The following is a 17113-nucleotide window of genomic DNA, read 5'->3' as shown; positions in this document are numbered from 1 at the left end:
CGGCGGCTGGGTCAGCGCGGCAGCTTGCTGCCGAAGTCGCGACCCAGGCGCAGGCTCGTCAGCTCGGTATGGGCGATCATCGCGCGGCGCGCGGCATCCTCGTCGCCGCGCAGGATGGCATCGGTGATCGCCCGGTGCTCGGCCTCTGCCTTGATCCAGGCGGGGCGCCCGACGACGTGCTGCTCGAGCGTGTTGAACATGACGCTCTCGTCGTGGATGTCCCAGAGCGTGCGGATGGTGATCGCCATGGCGGCATTGCCCGTCGCCTCGCCGATCGCCAGGTGGTAGAGGCGGTTGTGCAGTCGCGGCATGCGCGAGTTCTCCATCCGCATCGCCGCATCGAGAATGGCCTGCTTTTCGTCATCGGTGCCGTTGCGCGCCGCCATCGCCGCAGCCTCCGGCTCGATCAGCATCTGCACGTTGAGCAACTCGAAAGCGCCAACCGGTGCGTAGTCGGGATGGGTGCCCGAGGCGCTGATGTCCTCGCCGCGCAGCAGCAGGTTGTCCACCGGGACCTGCCGCGCATGCTTGCCGGTAACGTAGACGCCGGAGCCGATCCGCACCTCGACGTAGCCCTCGACCTCGAGGGCGATCAGGGCTTCGCGGACGCTGGTGCGGCTGACCTCCAGTTGCTCGGCCAGATCACGCTCGGCGGGGATCCGTTCGCCTTCGGGATATTGGCCGCTGCGAATGCGCTCGATGATCTGGTCGGCGATGATACGGTACAGACGCCGGACGCTTACGGGGGCGAGTTTTTCTGACATGCGGATACCTCGAGAGGCCCGATGGCTGGACCATTTCTGCTCTTACCATCTTGATCGCCTCAGGCAACCGCAGAAACTGGGGTCAGCTCGAAAAGCACTTGTTTACACGGGGTTCTTGATCTCGGTGCCTATGGTGCCGGGAGTCATGGGCCTGTGCGGGTCGAGACGACGCGCCAAGTTCTCTTCCTGCCCAGTCTGCGCGGACGCTGACCATCCGAAGGAATGAGGTCAAGTCTACATGATTTGGCCATTCGGAGTGATCGGCTGCGTCTCATGGCCTTCATTTGCAGCTGCATCGTTCCTGTCCGCTTTCGTGCATGACCTGTGCGCCAGCGAAGGCGGGAAACCTGAGTTGGCGTTCGCCCCGCGCTTGGCCGCCTCTTGAAGTGGCGATAGGGAAAATTGCAGGCTCGGGCGAACGCGCGCGTGGTTTCCTGAGCGAGATCAGACGACGCCCCTGCGCCAGACCCCAGCATTGCGGGATTGCCGCCAGCAGCGTGCCGTTCGGACCGAAAGGAGATCAATTATTCAGCAAAGGTTGGCGTAGTTGAAATCATATTTGAAATCTATTTCATATATGATTGACCTTTGCTGCAGCCTGTGGCGTTGCTCCAGCATCGGATAAACTGGAGCACGGACATGGCCGAAGAGATCAAATCCAAAGTGGATGTGGTGATCGTGGGCGGAGGCTCGGCGGGCTGCGTCCTTGCAAGCCGCTTGTCTGAAGATCCCTCACTTAGAGTTTTGCTGCTCGAGGCCGGCATGGATGCCGCAGATCCCGAAAAATACCCTGATCTTGCCAATCCCTATCCCGGGGTTGCCTATTCGAACCCGATCTATACGTGGCCGGGCATGAAGGCGAGCTATGGCCACAGCGGCTCCAACGCGCCCGAGACCAAGTCAGCCCGTTACGAACAGGCGCGGGTGCTGGGCGGGGGCTCGGCGATCAACGGCATCGGCGCCAACCGAGGTGCGCCCTCCGACTATAACGAGTGGGCCGACATGGGTCTGGTGGGCTGGGGCTGGGAGGATTGCTTGCCCTACTTCCGCAAGCTCGAACGCGACCTGGATTGCGACGGGCCGCTGCACGGTAAGGAGGGGCCGATCCCGATCCAGCGGCGCGGGTCCGAGATTTCCTCCCCGTTCGTCGACGCGATGGTGGCTGCGAACAAGGCTCTTGGCGTGCCCTTCCACCCCGACCAGAACGGCGAGTGGGAAGACGGCATGTTCGAAATGGCCGTGAACATGGACGAGCGCAAACGGCGTGTCTCGGTGGCGTGGGGCTATCTCCGGCCGGAGGTGCGGCAGCGGCCGAACCTCGAGATCCGGACGATGACCACCGTGGCTGACCTGCTGTTCGAAGAGGGTCGGGTCCGCGGCGTGATCGCCGAGCGCGGCGGTGTGCGGGACGCTATCGAGGCGGGCCGGGTTATTCTCTCGGCGGGTGCTCTGGCGACGCCGGCGATGCTGATGCGGGCGGGGATCGGGCCAGGGGCGCATCTTGCCGACTGCGGCATCGCGGTACGCCAAAACCTGCCCGGCGTGGGACAGAACCTGATGGAACATCCCTCGGCGGGGTTGGTTCCCTTCCTGAAGCCCTCTGCGCGGCGTCGCGGCAGACCGGACTATCACATCCCCATCGGATATCGCTTCAGCTCGGGTCTTGAGGGCTGTCCTCAGGGCGACATGCACATGAATTTCGTCACGCGCGCGGCGTGGCATCCGATCGGACGGCAGCTCGGGTCGATCTTCTTCTGGGTCAACAAGAGTTATTCGCGCGGGCAGCTGATGTTGGACCCCCGCGCACCGCGGGGTCAGCCCCGGATCGACTTCCGCATGCTCTCGGATCGCCGCGATCTCGACCGGCTCATGGGTGGGTTTGTGCGTGCTGTCGCCATCGCCAGCGACCCGCGTCTTGGGGATGTTACCCATGGTATCTATGCGGGGGGCATGTCGGAGATCGGCAAGCTCTTCTCGAAGCCGTCGGGCGTCGGCAAGGCGGTGACCAGCCTCGGGGCCATCGGCCTCGACGCCATCGGCAGTTTGCGGGAAAAGGTTCTGCCTTACATGCTCGCGCATTTCGACGACCCTCAGAGGCTGGTGTCGGACCGCGACGCACTGGAAACATACATCAAGTCCACCGTCGGAGGAGTCTGGCACCCGTCCGGAACCTGCCGAATGGGTGTGCCTGGAGACCACATGGCGGTGACCGGCGAAGACGGTGCGGTGCGCGGCGTGCCGGGGTTGCATGTCTGCGACGCTTCGTTGATGCCGACGATCCCCTGTGCGAACACCAATCTGCCGACCATTATGATCGCCGAGAACATCGCCGATCGTCTGCGCCGGGCCTAGATGGGCGGCAGGATCCCCTCGGGCGAGCCCAGTTCGCCCGAGATCGCCATGCAGCTCTGTCGCAGGGCGCGCAAGGCAGCCTGCTGCTGGTTCTCGACGCCATAGCGGTTGACGAAGGCCACGACCACCGAGGCCGCCGCGCGCCCGGTGTCGTCGAGGATCGGAGCGGAAAGGTCGCTGATGCCGTGAAAATCGCGGCTTTCGTGCATCTCGTAGCCCTGGGCGCGAATACGTTCGAGCTTCGCCATGACCGTGGCGCGCTCCGGTGGCGCGTCGAGTAGCGCGAGGCTTTCCTCCAACATGCGCTCTCGGCCCGCCACGTCCTGAAAGGCCATGATGACCTGACCGGAGGTGGAATCTGCTGCCACCCGGCCGAATCCCAGCTTCAGCGAGAAGGCCATGTCGGACCCGCCCGAGAAGCTGGCGATCACCACGGTGCGCCCGGCGCGCTGCACCACGAGGTGCGCCGATTGCTCGATCTCTTCCGTTAGCCTTTCGAGCGCCGGCAGTGCGCAATCGACGAGCGTACGGACGTGAGGCACGCGCAGACCAAGCCTGAAAAGCTTGTCCGTTACCATGAAGGCATCGCTCTCCGCCTCGCGATCAAGGTAGCCGCGCTCCTGCAACGTCACGAGCATACGAAACAGCTCGGATTTTGAGCGACCGAGCGCGTCTGCGATCTCGGCATGTTTCATCGGACGCCCGACCGAGGTCAGCAGCTCAAGGATATCCAGTCCCTTCGCAAGGGCGGGGGTCACGTATTTGCTCATGGTGCCTCTTTGCTACGCAGGCCGACAATGCGCGATCGGAGAATTCTATGCAAGTTTCATATTTAATGTTGACTCCATATGTGAAACGAACTTGGGTTGTCGCATCAGATACTGAGGACCTGCCCGATGACCATGGAATGCCCCGTCGATGCGCCCCTGTTGCACCAGCTCGCCACGCTGAAAGAGCTGCGTCCGGCGCAAAGCGCGGCGGCGCCAGGCTCGGTGCGGCTCGACATCGATCTCGACGAAAGTGGGACCCAGTCGGGCTTTGTCCGCTTTCCGCACTCGCCGGACGATGATGCCTGGGGCGCGGTAATGGTGCCCATCGTCTCGATCAAGGGAACTGACGGGCCGGTTGTTCTGGCCGAGGCCGGGAACCACGGTGACGAGTACGAGGGTGCGCTGACCCTCACCGAGCTGGCGCGCAGCATCGATCCGGCACAATTGCACGGACAGCTTATCCTGCTGCCCGCGATCAATGCCCCAGCTGCCCGGGCAGGCAAGCGCTGCTCACCGGTGGACGGGCTGAACTTCAACCGCTGCTTTCCCGGGGCGCATCGCGGCAGCATCAGTCAGCAGATCGCGGCATTCGTGAATGACGTGCTGCTGCCGCGAGCCGACGTGTTCCTTGACCTGCATTCGGGCGGCAGCTCGCTCGAAATCATGGTGTCGAACACCGTTGAGGTTGCCGCCGACCCGCGTCAGACCGAAGCGAACCTGACCGGGGCCCGTGCCTTCGGCGCCAGCCACGCGGTCTTTGTCAACAACCTCGGCGAGCCGCGCACGGCCACCGCCGCCGCCTCGGCGCAGGGCGTTCTGACCATCGGCACCGAGATGATGGGCGGCGGCTTCGTCGACCCCCACGCGCTGCAGGTCTGCAAGACCGGCGTGCGTAACGTGCTGGTCCACCTCGGCATGCTGGAAGGGGCGCAGCAGGCGCTGGCCGATCCGACCGTGCTCAGCGTCGCGCGACCGGACGCCTATCACCTGACCACAATGGACGGAATTTTCGAACGCTGCGTGCCGCTCGGCGCCGAAGTCGAAAGTGGCGCGCTCCTTGGGCGGGTCCACGACCGTTTCGCGCCGCTGGAGGAGCCGCTGGAGATCCGCGCAGCCTTCGACGGCACGGTTTACGCCCTCCGCCATCCCGCGCTGGTGAGCCATGGCAATTGCTGTGTCGTGCTCGCCGAGCCCGGTCAGCCCGGCTGACATCCGTCAACCAGACTTCCGCAAAGCAAGAGGCGTCCCTAGCGCCCGAATTTCCAGACCACAACAGAGAGAAGACACAGATGACTCTTAAGATTTCCCTTGCGAGTGCGGCCCTGCTTGCCACCGCGCTTACCGCTCCGGCCCATGCGCAGGAGACCACGCTTGGTCTCGCGGCGATCGACCTCCAGAACTCCTTCTTCGTGCGCATGAAGGAAGCGGGGGACGTGGCCGCCTCCGACTATGGTGTCAACGCAAGCTGGCAGTCGGCCGAAGGCAGCCTCGAGAAGCAGGTCGCGATCATCGAGAACTTCGTCAACCAGGGCGTTGGCGCGATCCTCGTGGATCCGCTCGACAAGAATGCACTGGTTCCTGTGATTCAATCCGCCACTGAGGCGGGCATTCCCGTGATCACCATGGGCAACAAGGTGGAAGCCGGAGACAATTACTCGACGCTCTACCCTGACTACGAGAATATCTCGGTCGTGGCCGAAGCGATGGGCCACGCGCTTGGCGGAAGCGGGCAGATCGGCCTTTTGGTCGGAACCCGCGGCAACTTCGTGTCGGACACCCGCGAGCAGGGTTTCGTAGACACCATGGCCGAGAAGTTCCCGGACATCGAAATCGTCGGTATCGAGCCCACCGCCTGGGACAGCGCCCGCGCCACCAATGCCGCGCAGACCTGGCTTGCGACCTACCCCGAGCTCGACGGCATCGGCTGCATCTCGGACAGCATGTGCCTTGCCGCCTCGGCGGTCACCGATGCGATGGGCTCGGACGTGCTCTTCGCGGGCTATGACGGCGACGGTGAAATGCATTCGATGCTGGAAGACGGCTCGATGGTGATGGACGTGCTGACCGGCGCCTACCGCGTCGGTTACTGGAACATCGCGGTTGCTGCGCGTCTGGCGGCGGGCGAGGAGATGGATCGCGACCTCTTCATGCCGACCTTCTTCGTCACCTCCGACGATACCGCAGCCATGCTGAAGGACGCGGGGATGGAGTTCGAATACATCACCCCCGAACAGGCTGCCGTTGAAGCCGAGAACTACACTGAGCAGCTTGGGCCGCAACTGCCCACCGCCGCGATGTCGGTGCAGTAAGTCTACCCCCGAAGACAGGTCCGCGCGCCAAAGCCGGGTGCGCGGGCCCTTCGGCCGCTTGCCCGGCCGTGCCCACCTACCGGAGCCCCCCGATGCCCATTCCCGCCTTGCTGAAACGCAACGAGACCGTGCTATTCCTGCTGCTTGCACTGGCGGTCGCCGTGTTCGGCCTGATTGATCCGCGTTTTCTCGCCCCGACCAACCTCGTCTCGATCGCTCAGCAATCGGCGATCATCGCGATCATCGCCTTCGCCATGACAGCGGTCATCATCTCGCGCGGGATCGACATCTCGGTCGGCTCGATGCTCGCGGCCTCGGGGATCGTCGCCGGGTTGATGCTGGCCACGACCGGCTCGGCACTGGTGGCGATCGTATCGGCGCTGCTGACCGGCGCGGCGCTTGGCGCGATCAACGGCGTCCTTGTCGGCCTGGCGGGCGTGTCTCCATTCATCACCACGCTTGCGACGATGGCCCTTGCACGTGGGCTGGCGTTGTCGCTGTCGAACAGCTCATCGATCATGGTGCAGGACCCGGTCTTGCTGTTCCTTGGCTCGGCGCGGCTCGGGGCTGTCCCCGTTTCGGTGGTTTTCGCTGCGGTCTGTTTTGCCGTTTGGTGGTTCGTGCTGAACCGGACGGTCTATGGGCGCTGGCTGTTTGCGGTCGGCGGCAATCCCACCGCCGCCGCCGCGACCGGCATTCCGGTGCGCCGCGTGCAAATTTCCGTCTACGCACTATCCGGCGTTTTCGCGGCGCTTGGCACGATCGTCGCCATCGGGCGGCTCGGCTCGGCGCAGCCGCTCGCTGGCACCGGCCTCGAATTCACCGCGATCACAGCGGCCATCATCGGTGGCACCCGTCTTTCCGGCGGCTGGGGCTCGATGGTGGGAACCGCGCTCGGCGCAATCCTGCTGGGAGTGATCAATACCGGATTGTCATTCATGCAGGTGCCGCAGACGCTGATCTACTTCGTCACCGCTGCCCTGATCCTTCTGGCGGTCCTGATCTCGCAGCCCGAGAGCCTGAAGCAACTGGTCGTCCGTCGCCGCAAGCGTGTCGAGCCGTCGGCGCAGGCCGCGCCGCAGGAGATCGCGGCGGGCTCGCACCACGAGATCGAGCTGAACGGACTCGGCAAGATCTTCCCGGGCGTCAAGGCGCTGGACGGTGTGACCTTCCGCCTGCGTTCGGGCGAGGTCGTGGCGCTGGCAGGCGAGAACGGCGCCGGAAAGTCGACGCTGGTGAAGTGCCTGTCGGGCATCTACAGGCCAGACGAAGGGCATATCCGGCTCGATGGGCGGGCGCTTGAGACTGCAGCAGCCTTTGAGCGTGCGGGCATCAGTGTCATTCACCAGCACTTCAGCCTGTCGCCCGACCTGACCGTCGTTGAGAATATGTTCCTCGGACGCGAGCCGGTGAATGCCCTCGGAATGCTTGACCGCAGCAAGATGCTGTCGGAGACCCGCCGCATCCTCGATGAGCTGCAACTTCGCATCGACCCGACCGCGCCGCTGGGCCTGCTGACCGTGGGCGAGCAGCAGATGGTAGAAATCGCCCGCGCGGTGCTGTCGAACGCCTGGATGTTCATCATGGATGAGCCGACCTCGGCGCTGTCGAACCGCGAACGCGACAAGCTCTACGAGATCATGGCCATGCTGCGCACCCGCGGCGCCGGCATCCTCTACATCTCGCACAAGATGGAAGAGATCTTTACACAGTGCGACCGCGTGCTGGTGTTGCGCGACGGGGTGTTCGTCGGTGAACGCGAGGTCGCCAAGACCGATGAGGCCGAGATCATCTCGATGATGGTCGGGCGAGAGATCGACGACGTCTTCGCACACCGGGAGGTCACCGCGGGCGCGATGGCGGTCGAAGTCACCGACTTGTCCGACGGAAAACGCCTGAAATCCGCGAGCCTGACGCTGCGTGAGGGCGAGATCGTGGCCCTTGCAGGGCTGATGGGATCGGGCCGTTCGGAGGTGCTCCGCTGCATCGCCGGGCTGAGCACGCCGGCATCGGGCGAGATGCGCCTTTTCGGCCAGCCGCTTGGCCAAGGCGCCCCGGAAGGTGTGGTCTACATTCCCGAGGACCGGCACCTTGAAGGCTTCGTCGGGCCGATGAGCATCCGCGACAACCTGTCTCTGGCTTGGATTAGGGCCCACAGCCGCTGGGGGCTGCTGAACCCCTCTAAGCTGGACGCGCTGGCCAAGGAACAGATTGCACAGCTTGGCGTGCGCCCGCCGCAGCCCGACAAGCTCGTCGGTCAACTCTCGGGCGGCAACCAGCAAAAAGTGGTCATCGGGAAGTGGCTCGTGACGAAACCGCGCGTTGTGCTGCTCGACGAGCCGACCCGCGGCGTCGATGTCGGGGCGAAGTCCGAACTGCATCGCCTCATCGCGGACCTCAAGGCACAGGGCGTCGCGATACTCATGGTCTCTTCCGAGCTTCCCGAGGTGCTGGGTGTGGCCGACCGCATCGTGGTGATGGCCGAGGGGCGGTCGGTCGGTGAATTGGGCCGCGGTGCGACCGAGCAGGACATCATGCGCCTCGCGTTCGCGCATCCCTCCGCCGACATCGCAGCCGAATGAGCGGGGCCAGAGATATGACACAGTTTGACACAACCTCATCCTTCGCCAAGGAATCCGCTATGATCCGCAAGAGCCCGAGCGGTGCCCGGATGGTCCGCCTGCTCAACTACGCCCCGGTGATCCTGCTGGTTCTCCTGGCGGCCCTCTTCTTCGTCATTGACCCCAAGGTCCTGTCCTGGGCGAACATGCTGAACATCGTCGCGCAGGCGACGCCAATCGCAGTGCTGGCGATCGGCGCGATGGTCGTGCTGATCTCGGGGGGCATCGACCTTTCGGCAGCCTATGGGGTTGCCTTTTGCTCGACCCTGATCGCCAGCCGCCTAGACGCCGGCGACGGGCTTCTGCTGTCGCTGCTGATCGGACTTTTGGCGATGGGCGGGATCGGTCTGGTGAACGGTCTGCTCGTGGCGAGGGCGAAGGTGCCGCCCTTCGTCGCCACGCTGGCCACGATGATCGCGCTGCAGGGGGCGACGCTTGCTGTGGCTCAGAAGGGCGTTCTGATCCTCGAAGAGCCGGTGCTGCGTTGGATCGGCATCGCCCGCACGGGAGGCATTCCCAATGTGATCGGAGTTGCAGCTGTGCTTCTGGCCCTGTCGTGGCTTTTGATGCGCCGCACGCGTTTCGGCCTACGCACCTACGCCGTCGGATCGGATATGGATGCGGCGGAACTGGCTGGCATTCCGATAAAACGTCAGTTGCTTCTGGTTTATGCGACCTCTGGCGTCTTTGTTTTCCTGACCGCGGTGATCATGATTTCCCGTGTGCCGGTGGTGACACCAAACGTCGGCGGAATCACCCTTTTGCTCGACGCCATCGCGGCGGCAGTGCTTGGCGGCACCTCTGTTTTCGGTGGGCGCGGTTCGGTCGTCGGGGTCATCGCCGGGGCGCTGATCGTATCTCTGGTAACCACGGCGCTGCGGATCTTCGGCACCGACCCGTCGTCGATCGAGCTTTGGAAAGGGGCCATCATCATCGCGGCGCTGGCTGGAGATACCGTGATCAATCGCCTGCGCGCCCGTGCGATCGACAAGGCACGACATTGATGCGCTTCGAACAGATGACCTCGCCGGAGCTGCAGGCGGTCGGTGCCGGCGCGCGGCGCCCGCTCGCGGTGATCCCCTGCGGCGCGGTCGAGCAGCACGGACCGCATCTCGGTGTCGGGACAGATCACCTGATCGCCTCGGCGGTGGCCGAAGCCGCCGTCGCTCGGGCCGAGGGGACTCTGCTGTTGCCCGCGGTGCCCTATGGAGTGTCACCGCATCACCGGGCCTTCACCGGCACCTTGTCCCTGAGCGCCGCGACATTTGTCTCGCTGCTCACGGAGATTGGCCAGAACCTCTGGGATGACGGTTTCCTTCCGGTGTTCCTGAACGCCCATGGCGGGAACCGGCCCGCGCTTGGGGTTGCGGTCTCGACACTCGGCGCGGCCGGGGCCGGGGCGGCGGCAATCACCTGGTTCGAACATGTGCGCGATGTGGCCGAGGCGACCCTGCCGGACGCTGCTCACGGCACGGGCCACGCCGGTGCGCTCGAGACCTCGGTGATGATGCACCTGCACGGAGCCGCCGTTCGTCCCGACAAGATCAAACCCGGCAGCACCCCCGAAGGCTGGCCCGACCCACACCTCTACGCGGGGCCGTCCCCGACCATCTGGCGCTCCTTCGATGCGATTTCTCCGGACGGGGTGATCGGCACCCCATCCGAGGCCAGCGCTGCGGCAGGGGCCACGCTCTTCGAGGCCGCCGCGACCCGCGTCGCCGGCCTTTTGACCCAAATTTCAAAAACCTACGGATGACTCGATGACCTATATGTTCCGCACCACTCAGGACGGCCCCAACCTGCGCGGTATTCCGATCACGGACAGCAGGCCCGCGGACGGTCTGGTTGCGTTCAACACCATCGGTGGCCAGACCGTCGAGGGTGAGACCGGGCGCTACCTGGAGATCGTCTCGCCCGCCACAGGCCAGCCGGTGGGCCATGTTTCGATGGCAGGGCGAGGTGATGTCGATCGGGCGGTCGCCGCGGCCGAAGCCGCGCTTGCGCCGCTGGCCAAGATGGGCACCTACGCCCGCGCGGCGCTCTGCCAGCGGATCGCGGACTTGATTGTCGGCGCGCAAGACCGGCTCGCGCGCCTGCTCTCGCTTGAACAGGGCAAGCCCTTGGGCGATGCCAGGGACGAGGTCGCCAGCGCAGCACTTGGCTTCCGCAATGCCGCCGAGCAGGTGAAATGGATCACCAGCGACGTGCTGCAGGTCTCCGACCCGAACAAGCGGGTCTTCTCGATGCTGCAGCCCAAGGGGGTTCTTGGTGCGATCACCCCGTGGAACTTCCCGCTGGGCCTGCCCTGCATGTACTATCTCGGGCCGGCGCTGGCGACCGGAACGCCGGTGGTCTGGGTGCCCGCACCTACGACCTCGCTTATTGCCGCCGCATTCATGGACGTCATCGCCGATGCCGATCTGCCCGAAGGCGCACTGAATCTTGTCATGGGTGAGGGGCCGGTGGTCGGCGATGCCGTGGCCACACACCGTAAGGTGCACAGCATCGGGTTCACCGGGTCGAGCGCCACGGGCCGCACGATCGCGAGCCGCGCACCGGGCAAGCACCTGATGTTCGAGCTTGGCGGCAACGGCCCGACGCTGGTGCTGGACGATGCCGACGTCGAGGTCGCAGCAGCACAGGTCGGCGCAGGCTGCTTCGCCAACGCCGGACAGATCTGCACCGCCACCGAACGCGTGCTCGTGCACCGTTCGGTGCACGACCGATTTGTCGAGGGCGTGCTCAAGGTGGCTGCATCACGCAGGATGGGCGATCCCTTCGATCCCGCGACCAACATGGGACCTCTGAACAACGCGGCAGCCCTGGAGAAGATGGAGCAGCACATGAGCGACGCCCGCAAGCTCGGTGCCGAAGTTCTGACCGGCGGCGGTGTGGCCGAAGGGCAGGCGACCAATCTTTTCTACCAGCCCACCGTGGTCACCGGACTTGGCGTGGAAGCGCTTCTGAACGTCGAGGAAAGCTTTGGTCCGGTCGCGCCGATCCTGACCTTCGAAACCATGGAAGAAGCACTGTCGCTCGCGGCCTCCAGCAACTACGGGCTGTCCGCGGCGGTATTCACCTCGACGACGAAGAATGCCTTTGCCTACGCCGAGGCGCTGCGCGCGGGGATCGTCAACATCAACGAGATGTCGTGTTACTGGGAGCCCTGTATACCCGCTGGCGGCGCTGCGGGCACCGACAGCGGTCTTGGTCGCACTGGCGGCATGCACACCATCCGCGAGATGTGCGACCTCAAGACCATCACCTTCGACGTGCGCCGCTGATGCGCCTCGCTCCGCTCATCCCGCCGTCGGAGTTTCCGCAGCTCGATCCCGCATGGGTTCACCTTGCCGGTGGCGGGCAGAGCCCGCTGCATGGCTCGGCCGCAGCGGCGATCGAGGCCTTTCTCGCGCGCAAGGCTGACGGGCAGCGCGGGTATGTAGCGCATTGGGACGTGGCGGCACAGGTACGTGCACAGGTCGCGCGCTTGACGCAGGCCCGGGTCGAGGATGTGGCGCTTCTTGGCAATGCCTCCGAGGCCATCACCCGTGTCGTTTCGGCAATCGACTGGCGGCCCGGAGACAGCGCTGTCATGGCCGCCAATGACTACGCCAGCGGGCGCGCGGCCCTGCAGGCGCTGGCGCCCGACGTTCAGCTGCTGCAGGTGCCCGCGCCTGACGAGCACTGTCCGGAGCAAGCGCTGATCGATGCCTGCGGGCCGAGAACCCGGCTGCTTTACGTCAGTCAGGTGAACCCTCGCTCCGGCCAGCGGCTGGACATCGCAGCGCTTTCGGCGGCGCTGCGGCCTCGCGGCGTCATCGTGCTCAACGACGCAACCCATGCGACAGGCGCGCTGAGCGTGCGGGCGGAGGACGCCGACGTGACTGTCAGCAGCACGTACAAGTTTCTCGGCGCGTCCTTCATGGGGCTGCTGATCTGCGGCAGCAAGGCCGGTCGGGCGCTGCGCCCGGCGGGCGCAGGCTGGTACTCTGATGCAGCTCCGTCGACAGCGCAACGTCACGAGTTCGGCAACGTGCCGCACCTCGACGTGGCGATCCTCGGGGCCATGCTTGAGCGGCTGCTGCGGCTGACGGATGCGGCCCGCGAGGCACATCTTCTCGGCGTTGCCGACGGCCTTGCCGACGCGCTCACCCGGCATGGTCACGCCCCGCTGCCGCGCGCCGGGCAGGCGCGCTCGCAGAATATCACACTCTTCGCGCCTCACGCTGAGGCGCTCGCCGAAGCGCTCGAAAGCAGGGGCGTCCGTGTCTGGTATGACCATGGCCGTCTGCGGCTCTCGGCACAACTCTTCCATTCCGATGAAACGCTGGATCGCTTCGACGAGGCTCTGGCGGACATCGGCACACTCTGAACGAAAGGACTCTCTCATGACTATCATCCGGCACGGTGTTGGCGACGGCAAAGGTTCGGCGGGACGCAAGCTTCCCTTCGCCAAGGCGACGGAAGCGGGCGGCTGGCTCTACGTCTCGGGCCAGACCCCGATGAAAGACGGCGAGATCCAAGGCCATGGCATCGTGGAACAGGCCCATATAGCCATCCAGAACATGCTCGAGATCGCCAAGGACGCGGGCTATGGCCCCGAGCACATCATGCGCGTCGGCGTCTGGCTCGATGACCCGCGCGACTTCTGGAGCTTCAACGGCGTCTTCGAGCAGTATTTTGGCGAGAACCCGCCCGCCCGTTGCTGCGTCGAAAGCCGCATGGTCGTCGACTGCAAGGTCGAGGTCGATTGCATCGGCTATAAGGCGCCGGAATGACGACGGCATTGCCCAAATATTTGCGCGGGGGGCTGATCGCCTCCTGCCAACCGGTCGATGGCGGCGCGATGGACGATGCGTCCATCGTTGCCGCGATGGCGCGGGCGGCTGTCGACGGCGGCGCACGCGGGCTGCGCATCGAAGGGCTGGCCAACCTGCGCGCAGCCCGGGCCCGCACCGATGCCCCGATCGTCGGGATCCTCAAGCGGGACCTCCCGGACAGCCCGGTGCGCATCACGCCCTTCCTTTCCGATGTGACTGATCTGATCGCGGCAGGGGCGGACATCATCGCGGTGGATGCCACCGCTAGACCCCGGCCCCAACCGGTGGCGGAGCTTTTGCAGACGATCCACGATGGTGGCGCGCTGGCGATGGCCGATTGCAGCTCGCTGGAAGAGGCCCGGACCGCAGCAGATATGGGATTTGATCTGATCGCTTCGACACTCTCTGGTTACACTGGTGGCCCGGTGCCCGAAGCCCCAGATCTGGCGCTTGTGCGCGAGATGGCGCGCCTTGGTCCGATGGTGGTGGCCGAGGGGCGTTACAACACGCCGCAGGCCGCTGCCGAAGCGCTGCGTGCCGGGGCGGGCTGTGTCACCGTCGGCTCGGCGCTGACCCGGCTTGAGGTCGTTACCGGCTGGTTTGCCGATGCGCTGAATGGGGTGGCACGGTGACTTGCCTGGCGCTGGACATCGGCGGCACGAAGCTGATGGCGGCTTTGGTTGACGGCGCTCAGGTCATCGACGTGCGCCGCATCGCCACCGACCGTGCCGCCGGCCCGGCTGCGTGGCTGGATGCGGCACAGGCGCTGTGCGCCGGCTGGAAAGGCCGGTACAGCGCGCTCGGCCTCGCCGTGACCGGCGCCGTGGATGCGCGCGGCCTCTGGTCTGCGCTCAACCCCGAAACCCTCAACATCCCGCCGCGCACACCGCTGACCGAGCTGGCAGAGGCGCGCTTCGGACTGCCCGCGCTGGCGCGCAACGATGCACAGGCGGCGGCCTGGGCCGAGCACCGTTTCGGAGCCGGGCAGGGCAGAGATACGGTCTTTCTGACCATCTCGACCGGACTGGGCGGGGGCATCGTCTCGGGAGGGCGTCTGCTATCGGGGCGCTGCGGTCTGGCCGGGCATTTCGGCCAGACAGGCGGGGCGGGAACCTCGGGGCGGTTCGAAGACGAGGTCGCGGGGCGCTGGCTGGCTCGTGCCGCGCGGGCGCAGGGCCGGGCGCTTGAGGCGCCCGAGATCTTCGCCGCCGCCCGTGCCGGCGAGACATGGGCCGAAGACCTGCGGACCTGCTGCGCCGAGCGTGTGGCCCGGCTTTGCGCCGACATTCAGGCTATGTTCGATCCCGAGATTATCGTGATCGGTGGCGGCATCGGGCTGTCCGAGAATTTTGTCGAAACTGTAGACGCCCATCTACCCGAGGCTCCGGACCTGCTGCGCCCCGCGCTGGCGCGCGCGGGGCTTGGCGCCGAGGCTGGGGTGATCGGGATCGCCGATCTCGCCCGCAGCGCAGATCGGAGCCGCGCAAAATGAAGATCTTGATCTTGCCCACCGTCGAGGCGGTCACGAAACACGCGGCGCGGCGGCTGGCGCGTCAGCTCAAGCGCAAGCCACACAGCGTGCTTGGTCTGGCCACCGGCGGCACGATGGACCGCCTCTACGCGGCGCTTCCGGCGATGGTGGCGGAGGAAGGCGCACAGATCGAGCAGATGCGCAGCTTCAACCTCGACGAATATGTCGGACTGAGCGGCGATCATCCGCAGAGCTATCGGCACTACATGGCCACCCGGTTCGGCGTACCGCTCGGCGTGGACCTGGCTCGGATGGCTCTCCCTTGCGGCGATGCGCCCGATCCCGCCGCCGAAGCCGCCCGCTACGAAGCCGCCATTGCCGAGGCCGGGGGCATTGACCTGCAACTTCTGGGCATCGGGCAGAACGGTCACATCGGCTTCAACGAGCCGACCTCTTCGCTGAGGTCCCGCACGCGGATCAAGACTCTGACCCGATCGACGGTCGCGGCCAATGCCCGCTACTTCGACCGTCCCGAAGACGTTCCGACGAGGGCGATCACGATGGGGATTGCGACAATTCTCGACGCCCGCGAGGTCCTGCTGCTTGCAACGGGCGCTGCCAAGGCAGAGGCGCTTGCCGCCGCCATCGAGGGCCCTCTTGCCGCTGCCTCTCCGGCCTCGGCGCTGCAATTGCACCCAAAGGCAACCGTGCTTTGCGATGAAGACGCCGCTGCCGCGCTGCGCCTGCGCGACTACTACGAAACGGTGCACCCCGGTGGCAGGGACCCAAGTTTCGGGGGCCCGTTGTGACACGGCGATCCCCTGACCAGATCATCGCCCGTTACGTCTGGAGCGGCGAGAGCCTGCTTCAGTGGCAGGCCCTGCACTTCGAGGGCAGCGTGCTGCGCCAGATCACCCCGGTCGGGCCCGGCGTGACAGCTGATGTACATCTGCTGTCTCCCGGGCTGACAGACCTTCAGGTGAACGGCGGCGGAGGGGTGATGTTCAACAGCGATCCCACGCCACGAGGGCTGTCGGCGATGCGAGACGCGCACCGCAGGCTGGGGACCGCCGATATTCTGCCGACCGTTATCACCGATCATCCTGAGATAACCGAAGCGGCTGCCGAAGCGGCCCTGTCCTGCTGGTCTGAGAGCGGCATTCTCGGTCTGCACATCGAAGGGCCGCATATTGCGCGCGCGCGGAAGGGCACGCACGAAGAAGGGCTGATCCGGCCGCTGGACCTGCGCACCGTGACTTTGGTCGAGCGCCTGCGGCAGGCGGGAATGCCGGTGATGATCACGCTTGCGCCGGAGTTGGCCGAGGCCTCGCTGCTGCGGCGGCTGGTGGCGTCTGGCGCGGTCGTCAGCGCCGGTCACAGCGGCGCCACCGAGCTGGAGGCGCGCCAAGCCTTTGCGCAGGGCGTGCGCTGCGTCACCCATTTGTTCAATGCCATGGACCAGATGAGTTCTCGCGCGCCGGGGCTGCTTGGTGCGGCGATCCTGTCGCCTGTCGCCTGTGGCCTCATCTGCGACGGCATCCACGTTTCGTGGGACATGCTGAGAATTGCGCTCGCAGCGCGACCCAAGGGGGCGCTCAGCTTCGCCGTCTCGGACGCGATGGCAACGGTCGGCGGGCCCGAGAGCTTCACGCTCTATGATCAGCAGATCGCGGTGCATGACGGGAGGCTGATCAATCGCGAGGGCGCGCTGGCTGGTGCGCATATCGATCAACTGGGAAACCTGCGCAATCTGGTTCACCACGTGGGACTGTCGCTCCCGGCGGCGCTGGCAATGGTCACGAGCACCCCGAGAGCAATTCTTGGGCTGCCCGCACGGCGCATTTCACCAGGGCTCAAAAGCACGGATCTGCTCTACCTCGACAAAGGCCTGATGCCTTTGCAACCTGTGCACTCGGCTCATTGATGTGATCCCCGAAAATGTCCCCGCTCCAGCTCAGAGGTCTCCGGACGCCGTCCTTGGCTGGGGGAGGAGCGGAAACACATGA

The 17113-nt window shown here is 65.5% G+C and carries 15 protein-coding genes; 13 read left to right on the top strand and 2 right to left on the bottom strand.

Annotation, left to right across the window (positions count from 1 at the left end):
• Positions 1-11 precede the first annotated feature (11 nt).
• Positions 12-764 (bottom strand): FadR/GntR family transcriptional regulator, encoded by a 753-nt coding sequence (locus BM397_RS20955; RefSeq protein ID WP_092428145.1) that lies wholly within the window; start codon positions 762-764, stop codon positions 12-14.
• Positions 765-1403: 639 nt separating this feature from the next.
• On the opposite strand from BM397_RS20955, the gene BM397_RS20950 reads away from it, so the two are divergent.
• Positions 1404-3116 carry a GMC family oxidoreductase gene (locus BM397_RS20950; RefSeq protein WP_092428143.1) on the top strand — a complete coding sequence of 571 codons (1713 nt, stop codon included), beginning with the start codon at positions 1404-1406 and terminating at the stop codon, positions 3114-3116.
• Here BM397_RS20950 and BM397_RS20945 read toward each other — a convergent pair.
• Positions 3113-3886 (bottom strand): IclR family transcriptional regulator, encoded by a 774-nt coding sequence (locus BM397_RS20945; protein ID WP_092428141.1) that lies wholly within the window; start codon positions 3884-3886, stop codon positions 3113-3115. The genes BM397_RS20950 and BM397_RS20945 overlap by 4 nt on opposite strands.
• A gap of 126 nt (positions 3887-4012) precedes the next feature.
• Between BM397_RS20945 and BM397_RS20940 the strand changes: the two genes are divergently transcribed.
• The 12 genes from BM397_RS20940 to BM397_RS20885 all read left to right on the top strand — a co-directional run bounded on the left by BM397_RS20940 (position 4013) and on the right by BM397_RS20885 (position 17031).
• Positions 4013-5095: a succinylglutamate desuccinylase/aspartoacylase family protein gene (locus tag BM397_RS20940; protein ID WP_092428139.1), complete on the top strand. Its 1083-nt coding sequence runs from the start codon at positions 4013-4015 to the stop codon at positions 5093-5095.
• An 80-nt stretch (positions 5096-5175) separates the two neighbouring features.
• Positions 5176-6195 carry a sugar ABC transporter substrate-binding protein gene (locus BM397_RS20935; RefSeq protein WP_092428137.1) on the top strand — a complete coding sequence of 340 codons (1020 nt, stop codon included), beginning with the start codon at positions 5176-5178 and terminating at the stop codon, positions 6193-6195.
• 92 nt (positions 6196-6287) lie between these two features.
• Positions 6288-8777: an ATP-binding cassette domain-containing protein gene (locus tag BM397_RS20930; protein WP_092428135.1), complete on the top strand. Its 2490-nt coding sequence runs from the start codon at positions 6288-6290 to the stop codon at positions 8775-8777.
• A 59-nt stretch (positions 8778-8836) separates the two neighbouring features.
• Entirely contained in the window at positions 8837-9820 is a 984-nt protein-coding gene (locus BM397_RS20925) for an ABC transporter permease (protein WP_176806764.1), read from the top strand.
• Positions 9820-10572 (top strand): creatininase family protein, encoded by a 753-nt coding sequence (locus BM397_RS20920; protein WP_092428133.1) that lies wholly within the window; start codon positions 9820-9822, stop codon positions 10570-10572. Before BM397_RS20925 ends, BM397_RS20920 begins: the two co-directional genes overlap by 1 nt.
• A 4-nt stretch (positions 10573-10576) precedes the next feature.
• Positions 10577-12100 (top strand): aldehyde dehydrogenase family protein, encoded by a 1524-nt coding sequence (locus BM397_RS20915; protein ID WP_092428131.1) that lies wholly within the window; start codon positions 10577-10579, stop codon positions 12098-12100.
• A complete protein-coding gene (locus tag BM397_RS20910; RefSeq protein WP_092428129.1) occupies positions 12100-13188 on the top strand; it encodes an aminotransferase class V-fold PLP-dependent enzyme in 1089 nt (362 codons plus the stop codon). Before BM397_RS20915 ends, BM397_RS20910 begins: the two co-directional genes overlap by 1 nt.
• Before the next feature lie 16 nt (positions 13189-13204).
• Positions 13205-13594, top strand: coding sequence for a RidA family protein (locus tag BM397_RS20905; RefSeq protein WP_092428127.1), 390 nt, complete (start codon positions 13205-13207; stop codon positions 13592-13594).
• Positions 13595-13602: 8 nt separating this feature from the next.
• Positions 13603-14268, top strand: coding sequence for an N-acetylmannosamine-6-phosphate 2-epimerase (locus BM397_RS20900; RefSeq protein ID WP_245696161.1), 666 nt, complete (start codon positions 13603-13605; stop codon positions 14266-14268).
• Positions 14265-15128, top strand: coding sequence for an ROK family protein (locus tag BM397_RS20895; protein WP_218124904.1), 864 nt, complete (start codon positions 14265-14267; stop codon positions 15126-15128). Before BM397_RS20900 ends, BM397_RS20895 begins: the two co-directional genes overlap by 4 nt.
• Positions 15125-15916 (top strand): glucosamine-6-phosphate deaminase, encoded by a 792-nt coding sequence (nagB, locus tag BM397_RS20890; RefSeq protein WP_092428123.1) that lies wholly within the window; start codon positions 15125-15127, stop codon positions 15914-15916. Before BM397_RS20895 ends, nagB begins: the two co-directional genes overlap by 4 nt.
• Positions 15913-17031 (top strand): N-acetylglucosamine-6-phosphate deacetylase, encoded by a 1119-nt coding sequence (locus BM397_RS20885; RefSeq protein WP_092428121.1) that lies wholly within the window; start codon positions 15913-15915, stop codon positions 17029-17031. Before nagB ends, BM397_RS20885 begins: the two co-directional genes overlap by 4 nt.
• Positions 17032-17113 lie beyond the last annotated feature (82 nt).

Source organism: Alloyangia pacifica, assembly GCF_900116195.1.
Classification (GTDB): domain Bacteria; phylum Pseudomonadota; class Alphaproteobacteria; order Rhodobacterales; family Rhodobacteraceae; genus Salipiger; species Salipiger pacificus.
Note: the sequence above shows the minus strand (reverse complement) of the source record. Positions and strands in the feature narration are given on the sequence as shown.

Excerpts from the sequence above, each read along its gene's own strand:
- BM397_RS20935 (WP_092428137.1), top strand. The coding sequence starts at position 5,176 with ATGACTCTTAAGATTTCCCTTGCGAGTGCGGCCCTGCTTGCCACCGCG.
- BM397_RS20955 (WP_092428145.1), bottom strand. The coding sequence starts at position 764 with ATGTCAGAAAAACTCGCCCCCGTAAGCGTCCGGCGTCTGTACCGTATC.
- BM397_RS20915 (WP_092428131.1), top strand. The coding sequence starts at position 10,577 with ATGACCTATATGTTCCGCACCACTCAGGACGGCCCCAACCTGCGCGGT.
- BM397_RS20920 (WP_092428133.1), top strand. The coding sequence starts at position 9,820 with ATGCGCTTCGAACAGATGACCTCGCCGGAGCTGCAGGCGGTCGGTGCC.
- BM397_RS20910 (WP_092428129.1), top strand. The coding sequence starts at position 12,100 with ATGCGCCTCGCTCCGCTCATCCCGCCGTCGGAGTTTCCGCAGCTCGAT.
- BM397_RS20945 (WP_092428141.1), bottom strand. The coding sequence starts at position 3,886 with ATGAGCAAATACGTGACCCCCGCCCTTGCGAAGGGACTGGATATCCTT.
- BM397_RS20940 (WP_092428139.1), top strand. The coding sequence starts at position 4,013 with ATGACCATGGAATGCCCCGTCGATGCGCCCCTGTTGCACCAGCTCGCC.
- BM397_RS20905 (WP_092428127.1), top strand. The coding sequence starts at position 13,205 with ATGACTATCATCCGGCACGGTGTTGGCGACGGCAAAGGTTCGGCGGGA.
- BM397_RS20925 (WP_176806764.1), top strand. The coding sequence starts at position 8,837 with ATGATCCGCAAGAGCCCGAGCGGTGCCCGGATGGTCCGCCTGCTCAAC.
- nagB (WP_092428123.1), top strand. The coding sequence starts at position 15,125 with ATGAAGATCTTGATCTTGCCCACCGTCGAGGCGGTCACGAAACACGCG.
- BM397_RS20950 (WP_092428143.1), top strand. The coding sequence starts at position 1,404 with ATGGCCGAAGAGATCAAATCCAAAGTGGATGTGGTGATCGTGGGCGGA.
- BM397_RS20930 (WP_092428135.1), top strand. The coding sequence starts at position 6,288 with ATGCCCATTCCCGCCTTGCTGAAACGCAACGAGACCGTGCTATTCCTG.